The following is a 23,687-nucleotide window of genomic DNA, read 5'->3' as shown; positions in this document are numbered from 1 at the left end:
TATCGGACCATTTCCGGGGAAAATCGATGATATTAAGACCCATGCAGGCGGACGAGTTTCCGGCTTACCGTCAGATCGTGATTGCAGAGTATGGCAGAGACCTCGCAGAGTCGCGGCGTTGCTCCCTGGAAGATGCCCTTAGCCGCGCAACAACCCTGATTGACCAGGCCCTGACCCAGGGCGTTAACAGCCCTCCCCAGCGTTTGTTGTGTATCACGGCAACGGAGGGCGCCGAGCCGCCGGTGGGTTACCTTTGGATCAGCGTCAGCGAAAATATCGCCTGGATTTATGATATCTATCTGCTTCCCGAATGGCGCGGGAAAGGGTATGGAAAACAGGCGCTGGACGTGATTAACCAGCAGCTGGCCCTGGAAGGCATCACGGAAACCGGTCTGCGTGTAGCAGCCAACAACAGCCGTGCGAAAAAGCTGTATGAAAGCCTTGGGTTTGTGTTAACGGGTTACAATATGTCTAAACGGTTATGATCGTTTCCGCCTGCCCGGGACACAGGCAGGCGGAGGATTACTGTTTTTCGCCCAGGGGTAAGATGGGGCGGCCAAACTGTTCGTTAAGCACTTCGGCCATCGCCAGGTAAATCGCGCTGGCACCACAGACCAGTCCTGTCCCGCCTGCAAACCGGATGATTGCAGCGTTATCCATCAGATGGCCAATGGCCAGCAGCGCAAACAGCACCGTCAGGCTGAGAAATACGAATTGCAGCACGCGGTTGCCGTTCAGGGTGGCGAAAAACATAAACAGAGTGAAAATGCCCCACAGGCCGAGAAACGCCCCGAGGAAGTGCGCGTTGGCGGGCTCTGACAGGCCCAGTTCAGGCATCAGAATAATGGCGACCAGTGTCAGCCAGAAGCAGCCGTAAGAGGTAAAGGCAGTCATACCGAAGGTATTGCCTTTTTTATATTCCAGCAGGCCTGCAAAGACTTGTGCGATCCCGCCGTAAAACATGCCAGTGGCGAGGATAATACCGTCCATCGGGAAAAAGCCTATATTGTGCAGGTTCAGCAGGACCGTTGTCATACCAAAACCCATCAGTCCCAATGGTGCCGGATTCGCTAATGTCGTGTTACTCATAAGTCCTCAGAAAATGATGATGCGCAGAAAATGTGGATGCCGCACTCAGGGCGGGGCGCGGGATCATAATCAGTGTGGCCGTTATGCTCTTTGATCTCAGCAGGGAGAAAATGAATATTTTGCGCGATGTCGGTATCGTGAAAGCAAATAGTCCGAGTTATAGTTACAACATACAGGTAGTTACTATTAAAATCGACCTCTGTAAGATCGGTATTCAATTCAAATTCGCGGAATCTGTAAGTATATAGCTAAGGCAGGAAAAATCTCTGTGTTCACCAGGCATCCCTGCCCGCTCATGCGCCAGAAATAAAAGTCGCTCTCGGAGCGGGTTCTCGTATCCTGGCTAGCAATGCTGAGTCCACCTCTCAAACGATCTTAAGAAGACCCTTCTGAATCTTTGATCTTAATAGTATATGTTTTATCAAATTCCCCACCTGTCGCTACATTAGTGCCAAACAATCCGCCTGATACTCGTACGGTGACGATCCCCGGCTTTACTGGTACTCCCTGAATCCTGACGCAATTGTGAGCTGGAGAATCATTACAATACCTTAAAGTTAATCCTGTATCGGATGGAGTTATTGCACCTACAAATCTTTTTTTTCCACTAGAATCTAAAGATGATACAGCGCCACCACTTATATTTATTTCACTAGTATACGGCGTTCCTACTATAGCATCGTTAAGTGAATTACCATCAGGAGTAACATCAGCATGTAAAGTACATGCTGATACTGCAAATGAAATAAAAATAACAGAAAACATCCTCATGGCTATTTTAATGGTTTGAAAACCACCCCCCCGAAAAATCTATTGATAAAAAATTTCAAATCTTTTTTATGTTTAATCCAGTTGGCTGATTGCCCCCAGGAAAATAATTTTAAATTAACATACCCATTATTATCCTGTGTTACAGAACCATCCCATACAATCCAGTGCGTAGGTAATGTTGTGTTGTTTGTACTACCTTCAAGCAGTCCATCATTTATTAATGTCACAACTTTATAACCTTGCTCTACATACTTATTTAAATCTCTGATCCCCTGGACGCCTGCCTGAGTGATCCCTACATTACTATAGACCTTTTCATAACCGGCCTTTTCAAACCATTCAGTCAGTGTTTGCCACATTGTGATGCCTGCAACTGGCGAATCAAGAGCATCAAAGCTCAGCATGGTATTCTCTGAGTCCCTCAGCCCAGCCAGTGTCATCCAATCAAGCCCTAAGATCCTTGGCTGACCTCCACTTGTATAAAACATACCTGAAGGGTGTTTACACCCTTCGCCAGGGGAGATGGTCAATGCACCTATTTTAGTATTTCCATACCGCCATAGTTCCCTGGCAGCTTGTGCATATACATCAGGACGATCCATTTGAACACAGTAAAAAAATGCAGCAGGTCCACATACACTTGCCCTATCCTGATAAGGGTAAGAATAATGATAAAATCTGTCGTTTATCTCAGACTCAATTTTGTTTTTTTCAAACGGATCCTGCGGTGTTCCGATAGGATATTCTTTCGCTATAAATGGACGTTCCGGGATGGTGATTTTAATCTGCTTTGTTTCGCCCCCCTGACTCTCAGGTTTCATTGTCCCTTTTGACTCAAAATAACAGGGGTTTTCCCGCTTCACCGGAGACCAGGCTTTGCCTGACGAAAATTCTTCCAGCGTGTACATCTTAGTGAACGGAACAGGCGTTACACAGTGCGTATGCAACATGGTTTTTCGATAAAGCTTCATTTCCATAATATAAATGGTCGAGAGTGACTCATTTATATTTCCGGTCATGTGACTCTGTGTTTCATAATTGCCCAGAAACGGCTGTTGCTTCACATCCACCAGGGGGGATTTATTCCTGCCGGAGTCCATGCGATAAATGCACAGGTCATACAGCAAAGAATCAGCCGGGACATTAGAGTTAATACGGGTACTGAGATGGTAAACAGCCATAATTAATCCATTAATATATGCAGGTTAATATTTCAGCGGATTCAGCATAATGCCATCCGGTAACCCCGTGTTCATCGGTCACACCAGCTTCAGAACGTCCGTCCGGGAACATCAGAGTGTAGCGGCAACCAGCCATTAGCTGGCCATCGTCACCGGCGCACTGAAAGCGAATACAGTTCCGGGCGCCGGAATCCTGTGCCTGCTGCGCCGGGACAGGCGACTGACGGGTATTGCGGGAGGTCAGAGAGCCAGTGCCTGTGCTGGCAGACTGCGTGGCTGAACCGTAAACATAGTGATCGGGGCAACGGCACAGCACTCTGTCACCTGTGGCCGCATACGCTTTGCCTTCTTCTGCCCAGTCCTGTGCGGAGGCAAGCATTTCAAAATACCCGTTGCATTTGCTGCATGATGCCTTGTCGCCGGTCCGGGCTATTGCTTTACGTCCTTCATACCAGGACGCAGTCGCTGAAATGATTTCTCCGTAACTCGTTTTATCACCCAAACTGGCCAGTGCTCTTGCCATCATTAATCCCTCAATATATAAGCGGTTATCCTCACCGGCATCATACAACAATCACAACTTAACCCAAATCACCCGTTTGTGATTGCCGTTACAGTACCTGAATGCGGCATATCTGGGAGGGGCTGTACCCTGTGGCGTCTGCCGTTTCACGGATGCTCAGTTTCTTGACCTAGCGGTAGTACAGGACTTTCTCATGTCGCTCCTGATCGGCCTGTTTTCCCCGGTATTTACCCAGTGTATGCGCCCGTTCAATTCCCTGCTTTTGGCGCTGGCGGCGGCTCAGCCAGTCCTTATGCGACATCGCGGCCATCAGGTCGATAAGCATGTTATTGATGGCGGTTATCACGGCGCGGGTGATTGGGTCAGCCTGCGAGGGGTCTTTATCTGCCAGCGCCTGCCATGAGGTGGGCACATCCAGGCTGACAATCCGCAAGTCGTATTGCTCGATCTGCTTTTTCAGCGTTATCCAGTCGCTGTTGCTCAGACGGGTCAAGCGGTCTCTCTCTTCGACCAGTAAAATATCATTGCGGTGACTGTACCATCAGTAAGCGCCACAGTTCCGGGCGGTCAAGTTTTGTACCGATGATGTTCTCCCGGTAGTAGCTGGCGATTTTATGCCCCCGCTCCTGAACGATCTGCTCCAGCATCTCTTTTGCCCGATCGGCGAACTGATCTTCCGTCGATGCCCTGAAGCGTAAAGGGGTGAAGATCAACGAGCAACTGCTGTCGCATTTGTCCCCGCCAGGCCGGGAACACATCAATCTGACAGGCAATTATATCTGGAAAAGCAACCGGATATCGGCTTTCGGTAAGTTTCGTCGGCTGAGGCCAGCTAAAGTAGGAAGGTCAAAAAACAACCTTAACGTACAATAATTTTCGATATCCAAACTGACCCCATGTGCAAGGCAAGAGAATCGCTTAGTATTTCAGTTTAAAAGCACCCAGCACGATCACCATAAACGCGACGGCGACCAGGGCAAAAGCGACATAAAGATTGGTCAGATGCGCCACCCAGCCAATCAGTGCCGGTCCACCCAGTATGCCGAGATAGCCGAGCGTGGCCACCAGAGCCACTGCGCGGTGAACCGGCATTACTTTCTCCTGACCCGCCAGGGTGATCAGCACCGGGGCAATATTGGCCGCACCAATGCCCACCAGAACAAAACCGCACAGCGCCATGATCCAGCCCGGTACCAGCACCACTATCAGATACCCTGCAATGCCCAGCATGCCGCCGGCGACCAGCACCCGCTGTCGACCCAGCCTATTCACGACCGCATCCCCCGTTGCGCGCATCAGGGACATCGCGACCGCAAAGGCCGCGAAGCCCCAGCCGGCATGTTCCACCGCCATACCGCGATCCTGAATCATGAAAATACCGCTCCAGTCCAGAATGGACCCTTCAGCCATAAAGCAAATCATCGCCATGATCGCCATCAGGACCAGACGGAAGTTAGGCCGGCTGGCAGTATCAACTGGCTGATGTGGATCGTCCCCGCCAGCAGTCAGCAAGGCAGGAAAAGAACAGGCCGTGACCAGTACAATCAATGCCACCGCCCAGAAAGTTGCCGCCAGGGGAGTGACCCCTGCCCCAAGCAGCAGCGCACCGCCACCGGCACCGGCGATGCCGCCCACGCTCCACAGGCAGTGGAATCCGGACATTAAGGGCTTGTCCGCGGCCTGCTCAACCAGCGTCCCCTGGACGTTTATGGCCACATCGGCCAGCCCGATCCCCATGCCAAACACAAACAGGCTGGCGGCCAGTAAACGGATATCATCCAGCGTGGCCAGCAGTGGCAGCATCAGACAGTAAAGCACCACAGAGGCAACAATCACCCGCCGGCAGCCCGCTATGCCGATGATGCGACCCGATCCCAGCATGGCGATCAGCGAGCCGGCCCCCAGGCAAAGGAGTAGCAGTCCGAGATGACCGGCTTCCGCATGGGTGCGCATTTGCGCATAGGGTACCAACGCCGCCCACAGGCCCATGGCCATGCCGGTGACAAAAAAGATTGCCCGGGTAGCGCTGCGTCGGGCCTGACTTCCTACCTGCTGAGAGAGAACATTCACCGACATCGCGCACCTTTTTAAAAAAGACTTATTAAAAGACAATTAGTAAGTAAAAAGTATAGGTACGGTTTGAAAGAGATGTCAATGAGCGCGAGAGGAGACGGCCGGCAACCGGATGGATTACCGTTCGTCATTATTCGCCAAATAAACGGTGATGGTTGTAGTTTTCAAGCGTCAGCTCAGCGATGCCCTGCAGGTAATCCTGACGAATTGAGGGGCGGTAAATCAGGGCAGGAAGGTGCTTTTCCGGAATATGCTTTTGACAGATCTGCACTATCTCGGGGAGCTGAGACTGGTTGAGACGCGTTCCGGACAGGGCCACCATCACCGGGTTAATCAGTGCGGCCAGGGAGACCACAATGTGTGCCAGTTCCTCTGTCAGCGATAGCGTGATACCCGGGGTAAACGGCAGATGGGAGACCTCGCCGGCGAAGTTATTCGCCCCGGTCAGCACCTGACCGTTGATCACCATGCCACACCCGGTACAGGGAACATCAGGTTTGAAAATATAGGCAACCGGTGCTTTCACGCCGGGACAGTTACTGCGGTAAAAGCCCCATGCCGTAAAGTTGATATCGTTGCCCATTTCAGTAAATCGCCCTGAGCGCGAGGCGATCTCTGCGGTAACCGCCATGCCGGTAAACAACGAGATATCGCAGGAGGTGACGACCCCGTCAACAATCACGCCGGGCAGGCCGATGCCTATCGCCTGTACGACAGGAAATACCGCCAGCAGCGAGGCAATCTGCTGATAAAATCGTTCCGCCGTCAGGGGGATAAAGGGCATATCTCCGCTGTCCAGTGGCTCTCCGGTCGCAGAGGTCACTGACCAGACCAGCTCGGCGGCCTCATCGCTGCCAGCGGCATAGAGGCTGAGTACAGAGAAAAAATCGGGATTACAGGCGTATCGCTGCGCGGGCCTGCCGCCGCGGGAGGCTTCCCGCTCCAGTGTCAGCACTTCACCACTGGTAGCGAGTTCATTCAGCACGGCTCCGCAAGTGGCTGCACTCAGCCCGGTGTTTGCGGCCACCTCCCCCTTCGTCGCCGCCCCCAGCGCTTTTAGCGTGCGGATGACCAACGCAATATTATTTTTGCGCATTTCACGGGTGGTACTGTTTGCCGGAGTGTTCATTTCGCCTCAATCTGCTGCAGAAAACCGGCCTAACTTAGCACAAAAGTAGTTACTGACGCCCAAAAACCGCATGAGTTCACTCGCTTGTGCAATGCAGAACTCATCCTTCACTTTCCCCGGCGGTTAGAAGTCGTAATTCAGCTAAAGTAAGTTGAAAATATAATTTCACATTGTTTCATTTTGTTTTTTTTCTTATTATCTCGGCTCGTAATTCATGACAGTATAAACAAAGGATGTTAAATGAATCGTGTTGTAAAATTACTGATCGTTGGCGCTTGCCTTTCTTTTCTGACCGCCTGTACCGGCCACGTCGAAAATAAACAAAAAAACTGTACTTATGACTACCTGCTTCATCCTGCAGTATCTATTTCAAAATGGATCGGCGGCTGCGGCCCGACTGAAAAGTAGTTACCACAAGGCCGGGGGAAAAACCCCGGCCTAAAAACGATTATTTATCAACGAAGTAAAAAAACCGGCAAAACATAACCCTTTAAAATAAAATCTATCACAGGAAAATGCTGGCAACGCTACCGGCTCTTCATGACCCCGGCCTGATAAAAAACATCACAGTTAAATAAAGAGTACTACCAGTGTAATTCATGGCAGGTCTGTCTTGCATTCTCACCCCATCTTTCGTTGACGATTACCGACACTTTATTAATTAAACCGATAATAAATAATTCCACTGATGTTATTTTATCTCTTATCGCTTTTTTAACGGATGGGTGAATGAAAGACATTGTCAGCAAGAAAATCAACGAGTGCACGGATCTTGGGTGAGGGATGCCGGCTGGCAGGCCACAGAATATGGAAAGTCCCCCGCCACTCAATATACTCACCGAGTATCGGCACCAGGTTACCGTCTGCCACCTGCTGGCGAACAGAAAAATCGGGCAGGCAGGCGATGCCCAGACCACGCTGGGCAAAACAGACGCGGGTTTCGATATTATTGCATACCATGGACGCGGGGATCGCCAGATCGCCTGCGCCGCGCAACGGCCATTTCTCCAGTTTTCCGCTGTGGGGGAAACGATAGTGCAGGCAGCGGTGCATCAGCAGATCGGCAGGCTCCCGTGGTGTTCCTCTCTCCGCAAGATAGGCCGGGGAGGCAACCAGCATCGCGCCAAAGTAGCCCAGCCGCCTTGCAGACAGGCGTGAATCAGCGGGCTCCCCGGTTCTGATCACCGCGTCAAATCCCTCTTCAATCACCTCAACCATCTGGTCGGTAAAGTCCAGATCCAGTTCGATATCAGGATACTGGCGCATAAAATCACCCAGCACTGGCAGCATCAACGTACTGACCAGCGGCAGGCTGATGCGCAGACGTCCGGCAGGCTTACCGCTCACCTGCGACAGCTCCAGCTGCGCGGCCTCTACCTCGGCCAGAATACGCCGGCAGCGAGCCAGAAAAAGCGCACCTTCCGCGGTAAGGGTGATGCTACGAGTGCTGCGGTGAAACAAACGTACACCGAGCTTCTCCTCCAGTCGCGCCACGTTTTTACCCACCGCGGAGGGCGAAAGCCCCAGCTGCCGTCCGGCGCTGACAAAACTGCGTGTCTCGGCCACCTGGACGAAAACATTAAAACCACTCAGGCTGTCCATTACGCCCTCATTAGAGAAAATTATTCCGGAGTAACCCGCACTATACCCCAGTTTTTCTTTAATACGGCATTGATTAAGGTGAGCGGGCGATTCACGCCTCACTCACGGAAAATACTCATGACGCTTATAACGACTACTCAGGGCAACGTTGCTGACAAACTCCCTGTTTCTGCCCTGCTCGCGCTGGCGGTAGCAGGCTTCATTACCATCCTTACCGAAGCACTTCCCGCAGGCATGCTGGCGGCAATTGCAGACGGCCTCCGCGTGACGCCAGCTCTGGCTGGGCAACTGGTCACTGTGTATGCCGTCGGATCGCTGCTGGCAGCTATTCCACTCACCCTGGCGACACAGACTCTGCGGCGACGCCCGCTGCTGTTAAGCGCTATTGCGGGTTTTGCCGTCGCAAATACCCTGACGGCGGTATCTGAGCATTATCTGCTGACGCTGGCAGCACGTTTTGTCGCTGGGGTATCGGCAGGGCTACTGTGGGCCCTGCTGGCAGGGTATGCAGCCAGAATGGTCAAGGACGCCATGAAGGGTCGGGCGATTGCCCTGGCAATGGTGGGCACGCCGCTCGCGCTGGCGGTCGGCATTCCACTGGGCACCTGGTTGGGGCAGATAATAGGCTGGCGCAGCTGTTTCCTGTCGATTAGCGCACTGACGCTGGTGCTGATGGGCTGGATCCTGTTCAGCGTACCCGACTTCTCCGGTCAGCCTGCACAGCGTCGCCAGCGTTTAATACCGGTTCTGAAGCTTCCCGGTGTTCGTCCTATTCTGCTGGTCACGCTGATTTTTGTACTGGCGCACAACATTCTGTACACCTATATTTTTCCCTTCCTTGAGCGGGCAAATATGGCTGGCAGTATCAGCGGGATCCTGCTGACCTTTGGTCTGACATCGTTACTGGGGATCGGTATCGTGGGTGCCAGAGTGGATCGCTGGCTGCGGGGGCTGTCACTGCTGGCAACCGCGCTGTTTGCCCTGTCTGCCGTGTTAATGACTTCAGCTCTTCCCTCTGCCATTTATACAGCCACCGGCCTGTGGGGGCTCGCCTTTGGCGGGGCCGCCACTCTGTTTCAGACGGCACTGGCAAAAAGTGCCGGGGATGCGGCAGATATCGCTCAGTCAATGCTGGTAACGGCATGGAATCTGGCCATCGCCGGCGGGGGGCTGGCAGGTGCAGCCATTCTGCACAGCCTCGGGGCCGGCTACTTTCCCCCGATCGTGCTGTCGCTGCTGTTGCTGACTGCGTTGATCGTCATGCTGGCGAAGCAGCACGGTTTTCCGCCGGCAGACAGTGATTAATCAACCACCTGAATGCCCAGCCGCTCTACCAGGAAACACACCTGTGCGCTATCGAGTTTGACGCCTTCGAGGTCGGTGGTGCGCAGGTCGAGTTCACTCGTCACCGAACGTGTCAGATCGCAGTGGGTAAAATCCGCCGAGCGCCAGTCAAACGAATTAAATTCACCGCCTGACAGATCGGAACCGCTGAAAGAGGCCCCGAGTACATGGGTTCCTACCCAGCGGTTCTCCCACAACTCACATTTTTCCAGCACAACTTTGGAAAAGTTGGCGTAACTGAGATTTGTTTTGGTGATGAAGGCGCTGCAAAACCAGCTCTTTGTGGTGATCATATTCATAAAGCTGGCCCCGCGAAAATCGACGCCCTGCGCCCGGCACTCACTGATCTCAATGCCCAGCGCATCGACCGAACGAAAGTTATTCATGGTCAAATCGCAGTGTCTGAAGCTGGCCTCCCTGAGAACCGCCCCGCTGAAGTTGCAGCCCTGCTCAGTTTCGCGGTCATAGAACTGGCAGTGAACAAATCGTGAGTCGGTGAGGTCGCAACCGGAGAAATCACAATTGATAAAGCGGGTTTTTTCAACGGTGCGACCGGTAAAATGTTGGGTGGTGAATTTTTCATTACGGTAAACCGGTGACACTGTCATTTCAGGGCTCCATATAAAGTAACGCGCGCTCATCGAGCTGCAGTTTTTCGCCGGGATAACGATGTTCCAGGGCATGGTAGGATTCCGCAGCGATAATCCGTTCAATACTGTCGGACAGCGCATTCAGTGCCTGCTGCATTTGCGGCAGATAGTTGTGCGTGTCATACACCCGGTCAATGCCTTCCAGGGCATGATTCATGATCTTACGGGCGACATCATTAGGGGTATTAAGAGCAGCCAGCCGTGAACGTGCGCTGCGTCGCAGATCGCGCGTGGTAAATGCCTCAAGTCCCAGCCCGCGTTCCGCGCGAAGCATCCGTCGTAATGCCTGAGTCACCGCCCCGCGCGACAAAGGTTGTGACACCGTCACGGGTGACGGCACCAGCCAGGGTGAATCCGGCGGGCTGGCGTGTAACAGGGCCTCAATGCAGGTGCGCATCAGCGGCGTCAGCGGCAGAATATGTTCGCGCTGCGACTTGTTACGGGTACCCTGCCGCCAGATGCCGGACGTGAGGTTAAATTCCTCTTTTCGCGCCTGAACAACCTCATCAGGCCGACGAGCCGTCAGCAGGCAAAGGCGCAGCGCCCAGCGGCACTGCTCAGAGAGATCCCAGGCATCCAACCCGTGCCAGAACACCCAGACTTCAGCGTCGCTCAAGGTTCGGTTGCCCGGCGGTGAACTTCTGCCTGCGACATCGCGTTTTTTCATCGCACTGAGAGGGGAATGCTCAATGTAGCCCTGCATTTCGGCCCAGGCAAAAAATTGCTTACACAGGGCAAAAACGCGGCGGGCCTCCTCTTTTTTACCCTCAGCAATCAGAATATTAAACAGGCGGTTAAGCTGCAGGCGGGTGATCCCGGCCAGCGGCCGCTCTCCGATCGCCGGCAATACGTGCTTCAGCAGTGACGAGATGGCAATTTCCGGACGCCGACGCGTTTGTAACAATGACAGTCTGACCCACAGCTTCATCACCTGCAGCACCGAGCCCTCACTACCGCTGGCTTCCAGCTCAATCAGCGACGATCCTCGCACTTCGTGCAGCCAGAGAACAACATGGCGACCGACCAGCGGGGATGTGATAATCCCAGGATTACAGGATTCAGACATCCCGTAATCCTGGGATTATATGATTCTTTGTTGCTCTCACGCTGTCCTCCAGGGTTCGCTCCGCCAGCTTTTGCGGCACAGTGACAGTGATTTTATCGCGTCCGGCATTATGACTCCAGACTTAATAGGTCTGGAGTCATAATGGTTGCACAGCGACCATTATGAGACGTTCAACCTCACTGACGGGCACACCCTCAGTTTTGCCCAAAAAGGCCGTGGCCAGGATGATGGCAATGATTTTAAAGCAGCGTCGGTGACATGATGCGGACACCCGGCAACAAACCCTCTTTTCCGTGGCGAGGGAAAAGCAGCATAAATATCCGGCATGACGCCCGGAAGAAACAGAAAACGGCAGTCATGAGAGAAAAACACGTTCAGGTACCGGGCATAGCGGGAAAAAACCGCACGCTCGCATTAATCATGACGTTTCCTGCTCTGTCACGTTTATCTTCGTATAATTACGATTATCTCGCCTGCCGTTAAATAAATAATTAAAAAAAGTCAGGCGTACTAACAGGCCCCCTGACAGGTCAGCACTCTTCTGTCCCGGTAAAAAATCTGAAAGTGCATATAATAAACCGGCGAGAGACTCAGAAGGAATAAACAGACCGGTTTGAAGCCATTTTCCGGTAGCATCGCCAACCGAAAAATAACAACATCGGGGACATTTTATGACAGCAAACACGGAGACAGGACCGGGCTTAAAATGACGCTTTTCCTGCTAAAACCAGCCTCTGTGACGCTATTGTCGACAAATGATCGATAGCAGTGATCATTTGTCGCATGTTGTAACTAAAAACAAAAGAAATGTGCAGAGGGATGAAGAAAGTCTGTGTGCCTCCTTTTATCTGACAGTTATCTGTTTTTTACGCGCTGGCTATTATCGCCAGACAACGAGGCCAGCTTCACCAGCCCCCCTGAGAACAATAAGGGATAGCATTTCTGCAGGAGATTAGAATCAAACTATTCACGATACATAACATTCAGTGACAGGCCCCGTTGCATTATCTTTTTTAAGCAACGCCGTTACCTGTATAATCCTGACAGCCACTGTGCCAGCTCACACGGCCTGACGAAAAAATGGGCAGAAAAACGAGGGCATCAGTCTTCAGACGGAAAACGGCGGGTATACAATACGTTATGAATGGGGAGTTTTTCAGCGGTATTTCATGATATATACTGTCAAAAATCATGGATAAAGTTTCAGCTATCAACTTTTGATTTCAACAGATTCGTTAAGATTTATCCCATAAGTTGTAAATATAACGATATGCCACCCTGTTCTGCAGAGGACGAAAGTGATATCCGTGTAACATTTAAACCAATATTTTTCTACTTTAGTGTTTTTTCACTCTTCATTTGTCTGTACACTGAGTCTCGTTATGTAGTATCTAATTTAAACCAACCCACAGGTTATGGATTCCGTTATGAGCGAAACACTGAAAGTATTAAATAATATTCGCACCCTTCGTGCCCAGTCTCGTGAAGTGTCTTTAGCTGAACTGGAAGAGATGCTGGAGAAACTTGAAGCGGTTGTGAACGAACGTCGTGAATCAGAAGCCGCTATCGCATCTGAGATTAAAGAAAAAGAAGAGAAACTGGCTAAATATCGCCAGATGCTGCTGGAAGACGGTATCGATTTAAGCGAACTGACCGCAGCAGATAATACCGCCAGCAAAACACGTGCCAAACGCGCACCACGTCCGGCCAAATATCAATATACTGATGAAAACGGCGAGCAAAAATCATGGACCGGCCAGGGCCGTACCCCGGCAGTAATTAAACAGGCACTGGATGCCGGCAAGAAGCTTGAAGATTTCCTGATCAAGTAAATGCCAACCGGCCGCCAGACGGGCGGCCGGACGATTTATTTCGCTTCAGACAGCGTTTGCTGATAGATCCTGCTCAATAATACCTTCAGTTTTTCCGTGTGGATATTCTCCGTGCGCCATGAACAAATACTGATACGCAGCGCCGCTTTTCCCTGCCACACCGTTCCAGAAAACCAGGCTTCTCCTGACGCCTGCAATACCTCACGCACTCGCGCCGTCTGTGCATCGTCCTGTGCCCGAAACAGGATTTGATTGATCACAACTCTGTTCAGAATCTCGTATCCAGCAGTTTGCAGTCCGGTACTGAGCTCCCGCGCCAGTTCACAGTGTCGTTCGACCATCGCTGCGACACCTTCACGCCCCAGCGTACGGAGCGCCGCCCAGACAGGTATCCCCCGGGGACGACGGGAAAACTCCAGCGTCAGGTTTTTCTGCGCATCCTGCGCAGCAGCGGAATAGACAGCATCCGCGTTCATCGCTTCAGACAGCGCCTCCGGATGGCGGCAGATGGCCATGGCACAGTCATAGGGTGTATTCAGCCACTTATGCCCGTCCGTCGTCCAGCTGTCAGCCTGTCCGACCCCCACGGTCAGTCCTTTCAGGGCCGAAGCGCGAGCCCACAGGCCAAACGCGCCGTCGACGTGTACCCAGGCCCCGGCGGCATGAGCCACCGGGATCAGCGTGGCAAAATCATCAAACTCCCCGGTGTTCACCTCTCCGGCCTGTAAACAGAGCACAGTAGCGTTGTCCAGCGGGGGCAGGCGTGCCGCATCAATTTGCCCTCGTTCATTGACCGGAGCGACCTGAAGATTTCTCAGCCCAAAACCCAGCACCCGCAGCGCTTTTTTCACGGTGATGTGGGTCAACGCAGAGATCACCACCTTGATCTGCGGCGCACCGGCCAGCCCATCCTGGTCAACGTCCCATCCCTGCCGCAGCAGTAGCTCACGGCGCGCGGCCACCAGGCAGCTCAGCGTACAGGCTGTGGCACTGGTGCCAAACCCGACGGCACTGTCGCGGGGCAGATCGAGGATCTCCAGCAGCCAGCGGCCGGCCAGGCGTTCCAGCGTGGCGGAGACCGGCGAATTATCCCATCCGGATGCGCACTGATCCCAGGCGATCATCAGCCGCTCGGCGGCTGTCGCCACGGGAAGTGAGGCTCCAATGACAAAACCAAAATAATCCGGACCGTTGGAGGCCACGGTGCCCGGTGACCCCGCATCATCCAGCAGCGCCAGCGTCTGCTCTGCGGGCAGGCCTTTTAACGGCAATGCTTCGTCAAAGCGTGCCAGCCCGGCCAGCGCTTCGGCATCGGGGAAAACGCGTCGTGTCGGCAGCGAGGCGCTGTAGCGGCCCGCACGGATATCCGCTGCAGTTATCAGGTCAGCTTCATTCATTATTATCCCCTTTTTAGTGAGTTCATTTTCCAGACAATCAGAGCCAGCAGACTGACCGCCGATCCCGACAGGCACACGGCTCCCCACCCTCCCCAGGCAAAGGCACGGGTGGAAATCAGCGCTCCCGCACCGCTACCGACAGAGTAAAACAGCATATAACCGGCAATAAGCCGCCCTCCCGCCTCTTTTTCGCTGGCAAAAATCAGGCTCTGGCTGGTAACGTGCAGCGCCTGGCCTGCAGCATCCAGCAGCAAGATCCCGGCAATCAGGAATACCAGTGATCCGGCCCCCAGCCACAGCGGCAGCCAGCTTAGCAGCAGCAGGATCAGCGAAACGGCACTGGTGCGCTCTGCCAGTCCACGGTCAGCCCAGCGACCTGCGCGACTGGCAATCAGCGCACTCATAGCCCCCACCAGACCCAGCGCGCCTATCTGCCCGTGGGTCAGCTGCCATGGCGGCGCACGAAGCAAGAGGACCAGTGCGCTCCAGAAAATATTAAAACTGGCAAACATCAGCAGCGCCAGCACTCCGCGGACCTGCAAAACCCGGTTGCTGCACAGCAGTCGCCACAGAGTTCCCGGCCCCTGCACCCAGCGGGCGGGGGCCGCAGGCGGTAAATCAGGCAGCCTGCGCCACAGGATCGCTGCCAGCACCGTCATTACCAGCGCCGAAAGCAGGTACACCCCACGCCAGCCGGTGATATCCGACACCATCCCGGCCACCGCCCGCGCCAGCAGCAGACCGATCACCACGCCCCCGGACACTGTCCCGACCACCTGACCGCGCGCTTCCTCGCTGGCGGCGGTGGCGGCATAGGCGATCATCCCCTGAGTCATTGCGGTCCCGAACACACCGATCAACAGCATCGCCACCAGCAGCATATGCGAACTGTCCACCGTGCAGACCAGCAGTAAAGCCGCTATCAGTCCCCCCAGCTGACAGCGCATCAGCGTCCGTCGGTTGATGACATCGCCTAACGGCACCAGCAGTAATAACGCCAGTGCGCAGCCCACCTGAGTGGCAAAAATCACACCACCTACCGCCGCAGGGCTGATAGAAAAGTCGATCGCCAGCGCATCCAGCAGCGGCTGCGCGTAATAGACGTTGGCCACGCTCAGTCCGCAGCTGCAGGCAAACAGGCCGGTCTGCCAGGAGGTTAATCCGCGACGGGATGTACTTTTTTCTGTCAGGGTAGTCATCCTGCCTCCAATTGGTTTCAAAACAAAACCATTTGCAGACTGCCGTATGTAGTTTTAAAATGCAACCAAATTCATTCCGGAGAATATCACCATGGCGGAACATCCTTCTCTGAGTCAGTCTCCCTGCCCGGTAGCCCGCAGCATTGATCTGATCGGGGACCGCTGGTTGCTGATGATCCTGCGCGATGCGTTCGACGGTATCCGGCGCTACAGCGAGTTTCAGCGCAGCCTTGGAGTAGCGCGCAATATCCTCGCCGACAGGTTAAAAAAACTGGTCGGGGCCGGGTTATTGAAGGTGCAGCCCGCATCCGATGGTTCTGCCTGGCAGGAATATGTGCTGACCGAACGCGCCAGCGATCTGTTTCCCCTGATCGTTTCCCTGCAGCAGTTTGGTGAGCAATACCTGTTTTCCGCCGGGGAAACCCACTCTGGTCTACTGGAGATTGCCAGCGGAGAACCGCTGGCCCCGCTGCGCGTGCGCAATCAGCAGGGAGACGTGGTCACGCCGGACAAGACTCGTGTGCAAAAAGCCCCTTAACCGTTATGCCTAAAACGCAAATAGCCAGACGAATTTCTTGCTTTTCCTGACCCCGTGTCAGGCATGATATTGATGGTCAGCCACTTAGCACACTGACCATCAAGGAATATATCATGCGCGTTTCTCTTCGCCTGACGGCGCTGGCCGCGGCCATGACCGCACTGGCCGCAGGGGCGGCAGACAAACCGGTACAGGGCGGCATCCTGGTTTACCTGGAGCAGCAGGCTCACACCAACCTCTATCCCCCGGCCGGCGGCTTCTATCCGAACGGCGGCATACTGAATCAGATCACCGATAAACTGACCTGGCAGAATCCGGAAACGCTGCAGGTCGAACCGTGGATCGCAGAAAGCTGGACGCGCAACGCCGATAATACCGAATACACCTTTAAAATCCGTCCTGGCGTGACATTCTCTGACGGAACGCCGCTGGATGCCCGGGCAGTGGCTAAGAATTTTGATACCTATGGGCTGGGCAATAAAGCACAGCGTCTGCCGGCGTCAGAAGTGATCAATAACTACGCGCGCAGCGAGGTCATCGATCCGCTGACGGTGAAGTTTTTCTTCAAAAAACCTTCGCCTGGCTTCCTGCAGGGTACCGCGACCATCGGCTCCGGTCTGGTATCACTCAGCACGCTGGCGCGAAATTTCGATGAACTGGGAGACGCCCGCCATATTATTGGCTCAGGCCCCTTTGTCATCAGCGGAGAAAAGCTGGGGCGTGAGGTGGATCTGAGAGTACGCAAGGACTATCGCTGGGGGCCGAAAAACCTCGCACATCAGGGCCGGGCAAATCTCGACGGCATAAAGATCATTGTCACGCCGGAAGACAGCGTGCGCATTGGCGCACTGCTGGCCGGACAGGCTGATGTCATTCGCCAGGTGCAGGCTTATGATGAAAAACAGGCCCGGCAGCAGGGCTTCCCCCTCTATGCCGCCCCCACGCGCGGGGTCAATGACAGCCTGAGCTTCCGTCCGGACAATCCGTTAGTGGCCGATATCAACGTGCGTAAAGCCCTGCTGCACGCCACCAACAGTAAGCAGATTGTCGACACGCTGTTTTCACCAAACTATCCGCAGGCCAAATCCGTCCTGGCCAGCTCAGCCGCCGGTTTTGTCGACCTCAGCGATCGGCTGACCTTCGACCCGGTTCTGGCGAAGACGCTGCTGGATCAGGCCGGATGGCTGCCTGGCAGCGACGGCATCCGTCAGAAGGACGGTAAAAAACTGGCGCTGACGGTATATGAGTCCCTGCCGCAGCCGCAGAATAAAGAGGTTCTGCAGCTGGTGGCCCAGCAGTGGAAACAGGTCGGCGTCTCCCTGTCCGTTCGCGCGGGCGACGCCGGTAGCCGGACCGTTGACAATCTGGATCCGCTGAAAACCCCGCTCACTGTGTCTGAAGTGGGCCGCGCCGACCCGGACGTGGTGAAAAGCATGTTCTACCCGACCAACCGCGACACGTTGTTACAGAAGGGCGGATCCAGCAGCCAGGTGGTGGCCTTCCGTGATGACAAACTCAATGACTTACTGGAAGGCATTGCCAGCGAAACGGATGCCCGCAAACGTCTGGCCATCACGGCGGATGCCCAACGCTACCTGATCGACAATGCCTATAACATCCCTATTTTCGAAGAGCCTCAGGTATTTGCCGGGGCCCCGTGGCTGAAAGGACTGACGTTTGAAGCCGTCGGGCGTCCGGGATTTTATGCCGCCTGGCTGGATAAGCGGGGGTAACGGAGCATGATGAGTTATCTGGCCCGGCGACTGGGGCAGGCGCTGCTGGTGTTGTGGGCGGCGTTTACCGTTGCCTTTATTCTGCTTCAGGTGCTGCCCGGCGATGCAATCCTGATTAAGTTTCAAAATCCGGATCTGGGCCTGAGCCCGGCGCAGATTGAAGAGATGCGTCAGGCTTACGGTGCCGCCACGCCGCTGTGGCAGCAGTACCTGCACACTCTTGGCAGCCTGTTGCACGGTGACGCCGGCTTCTCCGTGCAGGCGGGGGTGCCGGTCAGTGAGTTACTGGCGGAAAACTTCCCCGCCACGCTGCGGCTGGCCATTTCCGGATTTCTGCTGGCCACCCTCCTCGCCGTACTGATCGCATTCGCTTCCAGCCTGACGGGCCTGCGCTGGCTGCGTAATACGCTGCACGCCCTGCCGTCGCTGTTTATCTCCCTGCCAACCTTCTGGCTTGGCATCGCGCTGATTCAGGTCTTCTCTTTTCAGCTGCGCTGGATACCGATTATCAACCCCGGCGAGTGGGTGGGGCTGATCCTCCCCGTGATCACCCTCGCCGTACCGATTTCCGCCCCGCTGGCACAAATTCTCATTCGCAGTATTGACCAGGTGCAGCTTCAGCCGTTTGTGTCGGTTGCACGTGCCAAAGGGGCCAGCCAGCGGCGCGTGCTGTGGCATCACATAGCAAAAAATGCCCTGCTGCCCGTGTTAACTATTGCCGGGCTCCTGCTGGGGGAGCTGATTGCCGGAGCGCTGATCACCGAAACGGTGTTCGGTCTCAACGGACTGGGCCAGCTGACCCAACAGGCAGTAAACAATCAGGACGTGGCCGTACTCCTGGCTATCGTCATGATTTCAGCCACGGGGTTTGTGCTGATCAATTTGCTGGTCGACCTGCTTTCTCCGCTGCTCGACCCGCGTCTGAAACCGTTCACGAGGGCAACACGATGAGTCTGCTCGATGTTTTCCGTGTTCCTGCGGCTGTGCCGCGGCGTGCGGACTTTCGCTTTTTCCCCCGCCTGAAACCCGGCCTGGTGCTGGCATGGACCGTCATGGTGCTGGTGATCCTCTGGGCGCTGGTACCAAGCTGGTTTACCTCCTGGAGCAGTACGGAAGGTGTCGCCGGGGCACAGCGTCTGGCACCGCAGGCTGGCCACTGGCTGGGAACCGATCAGCTGGGCCGTGACCTGTACACCCGCATTGTCTGGGGAGCGTCCCACTCCCTGAGCGGCGCACTGGTCGCGGTGGTGCTCGGCCTGACTGCCGGCACTCTGCTGGGGGTCACCGCAGGTGCACTGGGCGGGCGCAGTGAGAACCTCATTATGCGACTGGTGGATGTGCTGCTGGCTATTCCCGGCCTGCTGCTGTCACTCAGCATCATCATTTTACTCGGCTTTGGCACGGTGAATGCGGCCATTGCCGTCGGTATCACTTCCGTGGCGAACTTCGCCCGTCTCGCCCGTTCAGAGGTCGTTCGCGTGCGCCACACTGACTATGTTGAGGCCGCGCGCGGCAGCGGCGGTACCTTTATGTCAGTACTGTGGCGGCATATCCTGCCGAACTCTCTGACCCCGGTGCTGGCCTTCTCCGCACTGCAGTTTGGCAGTGCGATCCTGGCGATATCGACCCTGAGCTTCCTCGGCTATGGCACCCCACCGCCCACCCCCGAATGGGGGCTGCTGATCGCCGAAGGGCGAAACTATATTTCCACCGCCTGGTGGCTGACCACGTTCCCGGGACTTATCGTTGTCGCGGTGGTACTGGCTGCTAACCGTATCAGTCACCATTATTCAGGAGGTCGCCGGTGAGTGAATCCCCTGTTCCGGTCCTGCAAATCGACAGGCTCAGCATGGCTTACCATACCGGCCGGCAGCGTAAACGGGTGGTACATGACGTCTCTTTCCACGTTAATCGCGGCGAGGTGGTGGCCCTGGTCGGTGAGTCAGGATCCGGCAAGACCACCACCGCCCAGGCAATTATTGGCCTGCTTGCGCAGAACGGCGAACGCGAAAGCGGCAAAATCTGGTTGAACGGCACCGAGATCTCCCAGTGGTCGCAAAAGCGGCTGAATGCGCTGCGCGGGGCCTGCATCAGCCTGATCCCGCAGGACCCAGGCAGCTCGCTGAACCCGGTGAAAACGATTGGCGATCAGGTGGGCGAGATCCTGCTGCTGCATGAGCGACTGTCGCGCAGCGATCGGGAAGCGAGGGTGATTGCCCTGCTGACCCGCGTGGGCCTCTCATACCCGGCACAGCGGACCCGGCAGTATCCGCATCAGCTGTCCGGTGGCATGAAACAGCGGGTGCTGATCGCTATTGCCATCGCGCTGAAACCGGCGCTGATTATTGCCGATGAGCCGACCAGTGCGCTGGACGTTACGGTGCAAAAACGCATTCTGGATCTGATTGATGACCTCCGGCACGAATCCGGCACCGCCGTGCTGTTAGTCACGCATGATCTGGCTGTGGCTGCGGCACGCGCCGATCGTATTGTGGTATTTCGCCAGGGAGAGGTTCAGGAGCAGGGGCCCGCCCGGCAGATTATTCATCATCCACAGCATCCGTACACCCGCCAGCTGTTTGCCGATGCGCCGGCGCTCTCCGGCACACCGCCAATCCCGCCAGCGCCAGGTTTTTCGCAGCCAGCCATCGAGATCGCGGGTCTGAGCCACTGCTTTCCACTCGGCAAAGAGGAAGGCTTCCAGGCGCTGAATAATGTGTCGTTCAGCGTGCCGCGGGGCACCACGCATGCGCTGGTGGGCGAGTCCGGATCGGGAAAAACTACCCTGGCCCGTATCCTGCTCGGTTTTCAGCAGGCGGACAGCGGGCGCGTGCTGCTGGACGGCATCGATATCGGCTCGCTGCGTGGGGAAGCCCTGCGCCAGATTCGGCAGAAGATCCAGCTGGTCTGGCAGAATCCGTTTGCCTCGCTGGATCCGTCTCAGACCCTGTTCCGGGTCATAGAAGAGCCGTTGCTGAACTTTGCTCCGCTCAGTCGCGAGGTCAGGCGGCAGCGTGTGGAAGAGGTGGCAAGCCGCGTGGCACTGCCGCTGGCACTGCTGGACCGCAAACCTCATGAGCTGTCCGGGGGACAGCGGCAGCGCGTGGCTATAGCCCGCGCGCTGGTACTGCGGCCTGAGATCCTGGTGCTGGATGAAGCCACCTCAGCGCTGGATGTCACCATTCAGGCGCAGATCCTGACGCTGCTGCAGGCGCTGCAGCAGGCGCTGGGGCTGACCTACCTGTTTATTTCTCACGACCTTGCCACGGTCCGCCAGCTGGCGCACAGCGTCTCCGTCCTGCGCGCCGGACAACAGGTTGACTGCGGCGAGACCCACCGCATTTTCACGCATCCGGCCAGCGAGTATACCCGTGAGCTGATCGCCGCCATTCCTGCGCTGACCGGCGCTAAGGATCCTGTATGACCCACAAACGCCTTGGTTTTTTCACCCGCCTGCTGGACAAAGCCAGCGCCGGAGAGCGTTACCGACTCGCCACCTTGCAAATCCAGCATGCGGAACGCTGGGGTTTCGACACCGCCTGGGTGGCCCAGCACCACTTTCACGAGCATGAAGGCGGCCTGCCTTCTCCGCTGCTGTTTCTGGCCAGCGTCGCAGCGCAGACTTCACGTATTCGCCTGGGTACGGCGATTATTACGCTGCCCATGGAGAATGCGCTGCGCGTAGCGGAAGACGCCGCCGTGCTCGACTTACTGAGCCAGCAGCGCCTGGAGCTGGGTCTCGGCTCCGGCGGTACGCCCACGTCCTTTTTACCGTTCGGACTGACCTTTGATGAGCGCGCCGCAGCGTTCGAAGCAAATCTGGCTACGCTGCTTCAGGCCTGGGCCGGTGGAGCACTGGGTGATGAGGACAACCGGCTGTATCCGGCAGCACAGCTGCTGGGAGAGCGGCTCTGGCAGGCAACCTTTTCCGTGGCGGGTGCCGCACGTGCCGGTGCGGCGGGTCACGGACTGATGCTGTCACGGACCCAGCCACGCCCCGCAGCGTCGCCCCACCTGACGCTGGATGAGATCCAGAATCCGCTGATCGATGCCTACCTGAACGCGCTGCCACCGGGGATAACCCCGCGTATCCTGGCCTCGCGCACGGCGTTTGTCAGCCGTGACGGAGCAGAAGCCCGCCGCCTGGCGCTGCCGGGACTGACCGCCCAGGCCGCCCAGCACCGCGCAGCAGGGCATCTGGTATCGGGGACGACGCTGGATGATTATATTGCCTCCTTCGACGTGCATACCGGCACGCCACAGCAGGTCGTGGCCTCACTGCAGCGGGATAGTGCCCTGAATCGCGTCACTGACGTCTCGTTCCAGGTGCATTCGATCGACCCACCGCATGATCAGATCCTGACGTCCATTGAACTGCTGGCGACCGAAGTCGCCCCGGCTCTGGGCTGGCGCCCCCCCGTGACCGCTCATTCTCATAAGGAAACCGTATGATCCCGTCCGATGATTTACTGCAGGAGCTCGCCGGTATTACCCCCGACAGCCCACTGGCTGCCGCACGCCTGACGCGTGACGCCGCCACCGAACATGCCCAGGGCAGCTATGATGTGCTGTTCTCCACGCACGGGAACGGTGATTTCCCGCTGACCGCCCGACTGGCTGTGGCGCAACAGGTGGCACACTGGCACAGCGAGCCACGTCTGGCTGCACACTATGCTGCACGGCAGGCGGACGCACGCCCCGGGACGAAGTGGCAGAGTGCGCTGGCGCACGCGGAACGGCTGACGTTTCAACCTGCCGCTGCCGGGCCCGCACACCTGCGAGAGCTGGAAGAGGCGGGCTGGTCTGCAGACGATATCGTGACACTGTCACAGTTAGTGGCGTTTGTCAGCTTTCAGAGTCGCCTCCTGCGCGGTTTACGACTGCTCGCCGGCGAAGACCTCGCGGCAGAACGCCCTGAACCGGCCGTGGCCGCGGCCTGGCGTACCGACCCGATGACAGCCAGTGGCCAGTCTGCGCCTCCGGCATTTACACGTGCGGAACTGGGCTGGGAGCCCTGGCTGGCAGCCAAACAGCTGGAGGAATTTTCCGCCGCTGAAAAAGCGACGCTGGCAAAATTTGGCCACAGTGACTCTGACTATTTCCGTCTGCTGGGACGCAACCTGCCGCTGCTGGAACAGCGCACGCTGACAGACAAAGGGATTTTTTATACGGCCGGCGGCCTGCCGCGTAAAGAGCGAGAACTGGCGGCCACGGTGGCCAGCAAGGTCAACGGCTGTATCTACTGCGCTTCCGTCCACGCCCGTAAAGCGGCGCAGCTGTCAAAACAGCCTGAGGATGTGCAGCGGCTGATTGATACTGCACCGGGTCAACCGCTGGCAGCCGGTCAGGCGGCACGCTGGCTGGCCATCATCGATTTCGCAGCGTCCCTGTCCACGACGCCGCCCGCAACTCGTCAGGCACAGCTGGTTCAGCTTCGGGCGCAGGGTCTGAGCGAGCTGGAGCTGCTCGATCTGATACAGTCCACCGCCTTCTTCGCCTGGGCAAACCGCCTGATGCTGACGCTGGGCGAACCCTTCACGCCGGCCCCGTAAACCGCCAC

Annotated in this window: 22 protein-coding genes and 2 pseudogenes; 12 read left to right on the top strand and 12 right to left on the bottom strand. The window is 56.0% G+C overall.

Annotation, left to right across the window (positions count from 1 at the left end):
* Positions 1 to 26 precede the first annotated feature (26 nt).
* Positions 27 to 485 (top strand): GNAT family N-acetyltransferase, encoded by a 459-nt coding sequence (locus IFU29_RS20095; protein WP_062748687.1) that lies wholly within the window; start codon positions 27 to 29, stop codon positions 483 to 485.
* A gap of 37 nt (positions 486 to 522) precedes the next feature.
* Here the strand turns inward: IFU29_RS20095 and satP are convergent, their stop codons facing one another.
* The 5 genes and pseudogenes from satP to IFU29_RS20070 form a co-directional block, all read right to left on the bottom strand.
* Positions 523 to 1,089: an acetate uptake transporter gene (gene satP / locus IFU29_RS20090; RefSeq protein ID WP_191935469.1), complete on the bottom strand. Its 567-nt coding sequence runs from the start codon at positions 1,087 to 1,089 to the stop codon at positions 523 to 525.
* A gap of 375 nt (positions 1,090 to 1,464) precedes the next feature.
* Positions 1,465 to 1,860: a hypothetical protein gene (locus IFU29_RS20085; protein WP_191935468.1), complete on the bottom strand. Its 396-nt coding sequence runs from the start codon at positions 1,858 to 1,860 to the stop codon at positions 1,465 to 1,467.
* Between the two features lie 2 nt (positions 1,861 to 1,862).
* Complete coding sequence (locus IFU29_RS20080) at positions 1,863 to 3,041, bottom strand: hypothetical protein (RefSeq protein ID WP_191935467.1); 1,179 nt, start codon at positions 3,039 to 3,041, stop codon at positions 1,863 to 1,865.
* Positions 3,042 to 3,051: 10 nt separating this feature from the next.
* Positions 3,052 to 3,567, bottom strand: a complete 516-nt coding sequence (locus IFU29_RS20075; RefSeq protein ID WP_244633757.1) for a PAAR domain-containing protein — start codon at positions 3,565 to 3,567, stop codon at positions 3,052 to 3,054.
* An 85-nt stretch (positions 3,568 to 3,652) separates the two neighbouring features.
* Positions 3,653 to 4,274: pseudogene (locus tag IFU29_RS20070) on the bottom strand (recombinase family protein).
* Here IFU29_RS20070 and IFU29_RS20065 point away from each other — a divergent pair.
* Positions 4,240 to 4,427 (top strand): annotated as a pseudogene (locus IFU29_RS20065) (hypothetical protein); the annotation flags it as partial. The pseudogenes IFU29_RS20070 and IFU29_RS20065 overlap by 35 nt on opposite strands.
* 55 nt (positions 4,428 to 4,482) lie before the next feature.
* Here IFU29_RS20065 and IFU29_RS20060 read toward each other — a convergent pair.
* Positions 4,483 to 5,640 (bottom strand): MFS transporter, encoded by a 1,158-nt coding sequence (locus IFU29_RS20060; protein ID WP_191935466.1) that lies wholly within the window; start codon positions 5,638 to 5,640, stop codon positions 4,483 to 4,485.
* 127 nt (positions 5,641 to 5,767) lie between these two features.
* A complete protein-coding gene (locus tag IFU29_RS20055; RefSeq protein ID WP_191935465.1) occupies positions 5,768 to 6,766 on the bottom strand; it encodes an ROK family transcriptional regulator in 999 nt (332 codons plus the stop codon).
* A gap of 240 nt (positions 6,767 to 7,006) precedes the next feature.
* Here IFU29_RS20055 and IFU29_RS20050 point away from each other — a divergent pair, with 240 nt between their 5' ends.
* Positions 7,007 to 7,174: a YhfL family protein gene (locus IFU29_RS20050; RefSeq protein ID WP_191935464.1), complete on the top strand. Its 168-nt coding sequence runs from the start codon at positions 7,007 to 7,009 to the stop codon at positions 7,172 to 7,174.
* A gap of 306 nt (positions 7,175 to 7,480) precedes the next feature.
* Here the strand turns inward: IFU29_RS20050 and IFU29_RS20045 are convergent, their stop codons facing one another.
* Entirely contained in the window at positions 7,481 to 8,368 is an 888-nt protein-coding gene (locus tag IFU29_RS20045; RefSeq protein ID WP_191935463.1) for a LysR family transcriptional regulator, read from the bottom strand.
* Between the two features lie 117 nt (positions 8,369 to 8,485).
* Here IFU29_RS20045 and IFU29_RS20040 point away from each other — a divergent pair, with 117 nt between their 5' ends.
* Positions 8,486 to 9,673, top strand: coding sequence for an MFS transporter (locus IFU29_RS20040; protein WP_191935462.1), 1,188 nt, complete (start codon positions 8,486 to 8,488; stop codon positions 9,671 to 9,673).
* Here the strand turns inward: IFU29_RS20040 and IFU29_RS20035 are convergent.
* Together IFU29_RS20035 and IFU29_RS20030 are read right to left on the bottom strand one after the other, a co-directional pair.
* Entirely contained in the window at positions 9,670 to 10,320 is a 651-nt protein-coding gene (locus IFU29_RS20035; protein WP_191935461.1) for a Qnr family pentapeptide repeat protein, read from the bottom strand. The two genes, IFU29_RS20040 and IFU29_RS20035, sit on opposite strands and share 4 nt — an antisense overlap.
* 1 nt (position 10,321) lies before the next feature.
* Complete coding sequence (locus tag IFU29_RS20030) at positions 10,322 to 11,428, bottom strand: tyrosine-type recombinase/integrase (protein WP_191935460.1); 1,107 nt, start codon at positions 11,426 to 11,428, stop codon at positions 10,322 to 10,324.
* A gap of 1,427 nt (positions 11,429 to 12,855) precedes the next feature.
* Here IFU29_RS20030 and IFU29_RS20025 point away from each other — a divergent pair.
* Positions 12,856 to 13,260: an H-NS family histone-like protein gene (locus tag IFU29_RS20025; RefSeq protein ID WP_191935459.1), complete on the top strand. Its 405-nt coding sequence runs from the start codon at positions 12,856 to 12,858 to the stop codon at positions 13,258 to 13,260.
* Positions 13,261 to 13,295: 35 nt separating this feature from the next.
* Here IFU29_RS20025 and IFU29_RS20020 read toward each other — a convergent pair whose 3' ends face one another.
* Together IFU29_RS20020 and IFU29_RS20015 are read right to left on the bottom strand one after the other, a co-directional pair.
* Positions 13,296 to 14,657 carry a pyridoxal phosphate-dependent decarboxylase family protein gene (locus tag IFU29_RS20020; RefSeq protein WP_191935458.1) on the bottom strand — a complete coding sequence of 454 codons (1,362 nt, stop codon included), beginning with the start codon at positions 14,655 to 14,657 and terminating at the stop codon, positions 13,296 to 13,298.
* A 2-nt stretch (positions 14,658 to 14,659) separates the two neighbouring features.
* On the bottom strand, positions 14,660 to 15,856 hold the full coding sequence (locus IFU29_RS20015) for an MFS transporter (RefSeq protein ID WP_191935457.1): 1,197 nt from the start codon (positions 15,854 to 15,856) through the stop codon (positions 14,660 to 14,662).
* A 91-nt stretch (positions 15,857 to 15,947) separates the two neighbouring features.
* Here IFU29_RS20015 and IFU29_RS20010 point away from each other — a divergent pair, with 91 nt between their 5' ends.
* From IFU29_RS20010 to IFU29_RS19980, 7 genes are all read left to right on the top strand, one after another.
* Complete coding sequence (locus IFU29_RS20010) at positions 15,948 to 16,394, top strand: winged helix-turn-helix transcriptional regulator (RefSeq protein ID WP_191935456.1); 447 nt, start codon at positions 15,948 to 15,950, stop codon at positions 16,392 to 16,394.
* Between the two features lie 113 nt (positions 16,395 to 16,507).
* The gene (locus tag IFU29_RS20005; protein WP_191935455.1) at positions 16,508 to 18,127 is read left to right on the top strand and encodes a TIGR04028 family ABC transporter substrate-binding protein; all 1,620 of its coding nucleotides are present in this window, start codon (positions 16,508 to 16,510) and stop codon (positions 18,125 to 18,127) included.
* Between the two features lie 6 nt (positions 18,128 to 18,133).
* Complete coding sequence (locus IFU29_RS20000) at positions 18,134 to 19,078, top strand: ABC transporter permease (RefSeq protein ID WP_191935454.1); 945 nt, start codon at positions 18,134 to 18,136, stop codon at positions 19,076 to 19,078.
* The gene (locus IFU29_RS19995; RefSeq protein ID WP_191935453.1) at positions 19,075 to 19,935 is read left to right on the top strand and encodes an ABC transporter permease; all 861 of its coding nucleotides are present in this window, start codon (positions 19,075 to 19,077) and stop codon (positions 19,933 to 19,935) included. Before IFU29_RS20000 ends, IFU29_RS19995 begins: the two co-directional genes overlap by 4 nt.
* A gap of 41 nt (positions 19,936 to 19,976) precedes the next feature.
* Positions 19,977 to 21,551, top strand: coding sequence for a dipeptide ABC transporter ATP-binding protein (locus IFU29_RS19990; RefSeq protein WP_191935505.1), 1,575 nt, complete (start codon positions 19,977 to 19,979; stop codon positions 21,549 to 21,551).
* Positions 21,548 to 22,579: a putative FMN-dependent luciferase-like monooxygenase gene (locus tag IFU29_RS19985; protein ID WP_191935452.1), complete on the top strand. Its 1,032-nt coding sequence runs from the start codon at positions 21,548 to 21,550 to the stop codon at positions 22,577 to 22,579. The genes IFU29_RS19990 and IFU29_RS19985 overlap by 4 nt, the downstream gene beginning before the upstream one ends.
* Positions 22,576 to 23,679, top strand: a complete 1,104-nt coding sequence (locus tag IFU29_RS19980; RefSeq protein WP_191935451.1) for an alkylhydroperoxidase domain protein — start codon at positions 22,576 to 22,578, stop codon at positions 23,677 to 23,679. Before IFU29_RS19985 ends, IFU29_RS19980 begins: the two co-directional genes overlap by 4 nt.
* Positions 23,680 to 23,687 lie beyond the last annotated feature (8 nt).

Origin of the sequence: Erwinia persicina (genome assembly GCF_014838825.1) — a bacterium.
GTDB lineage: Bacteria > Pseudomonadota > Gammaproteobacteria > Enterobacterales > Enterobacteriaceae > Erwinia > Erwinia persicina_A.
Note: the sequence above shows the minus strand (reverse complement) of the source record. Positions and strands in the feature narration are given on the sequence as shown.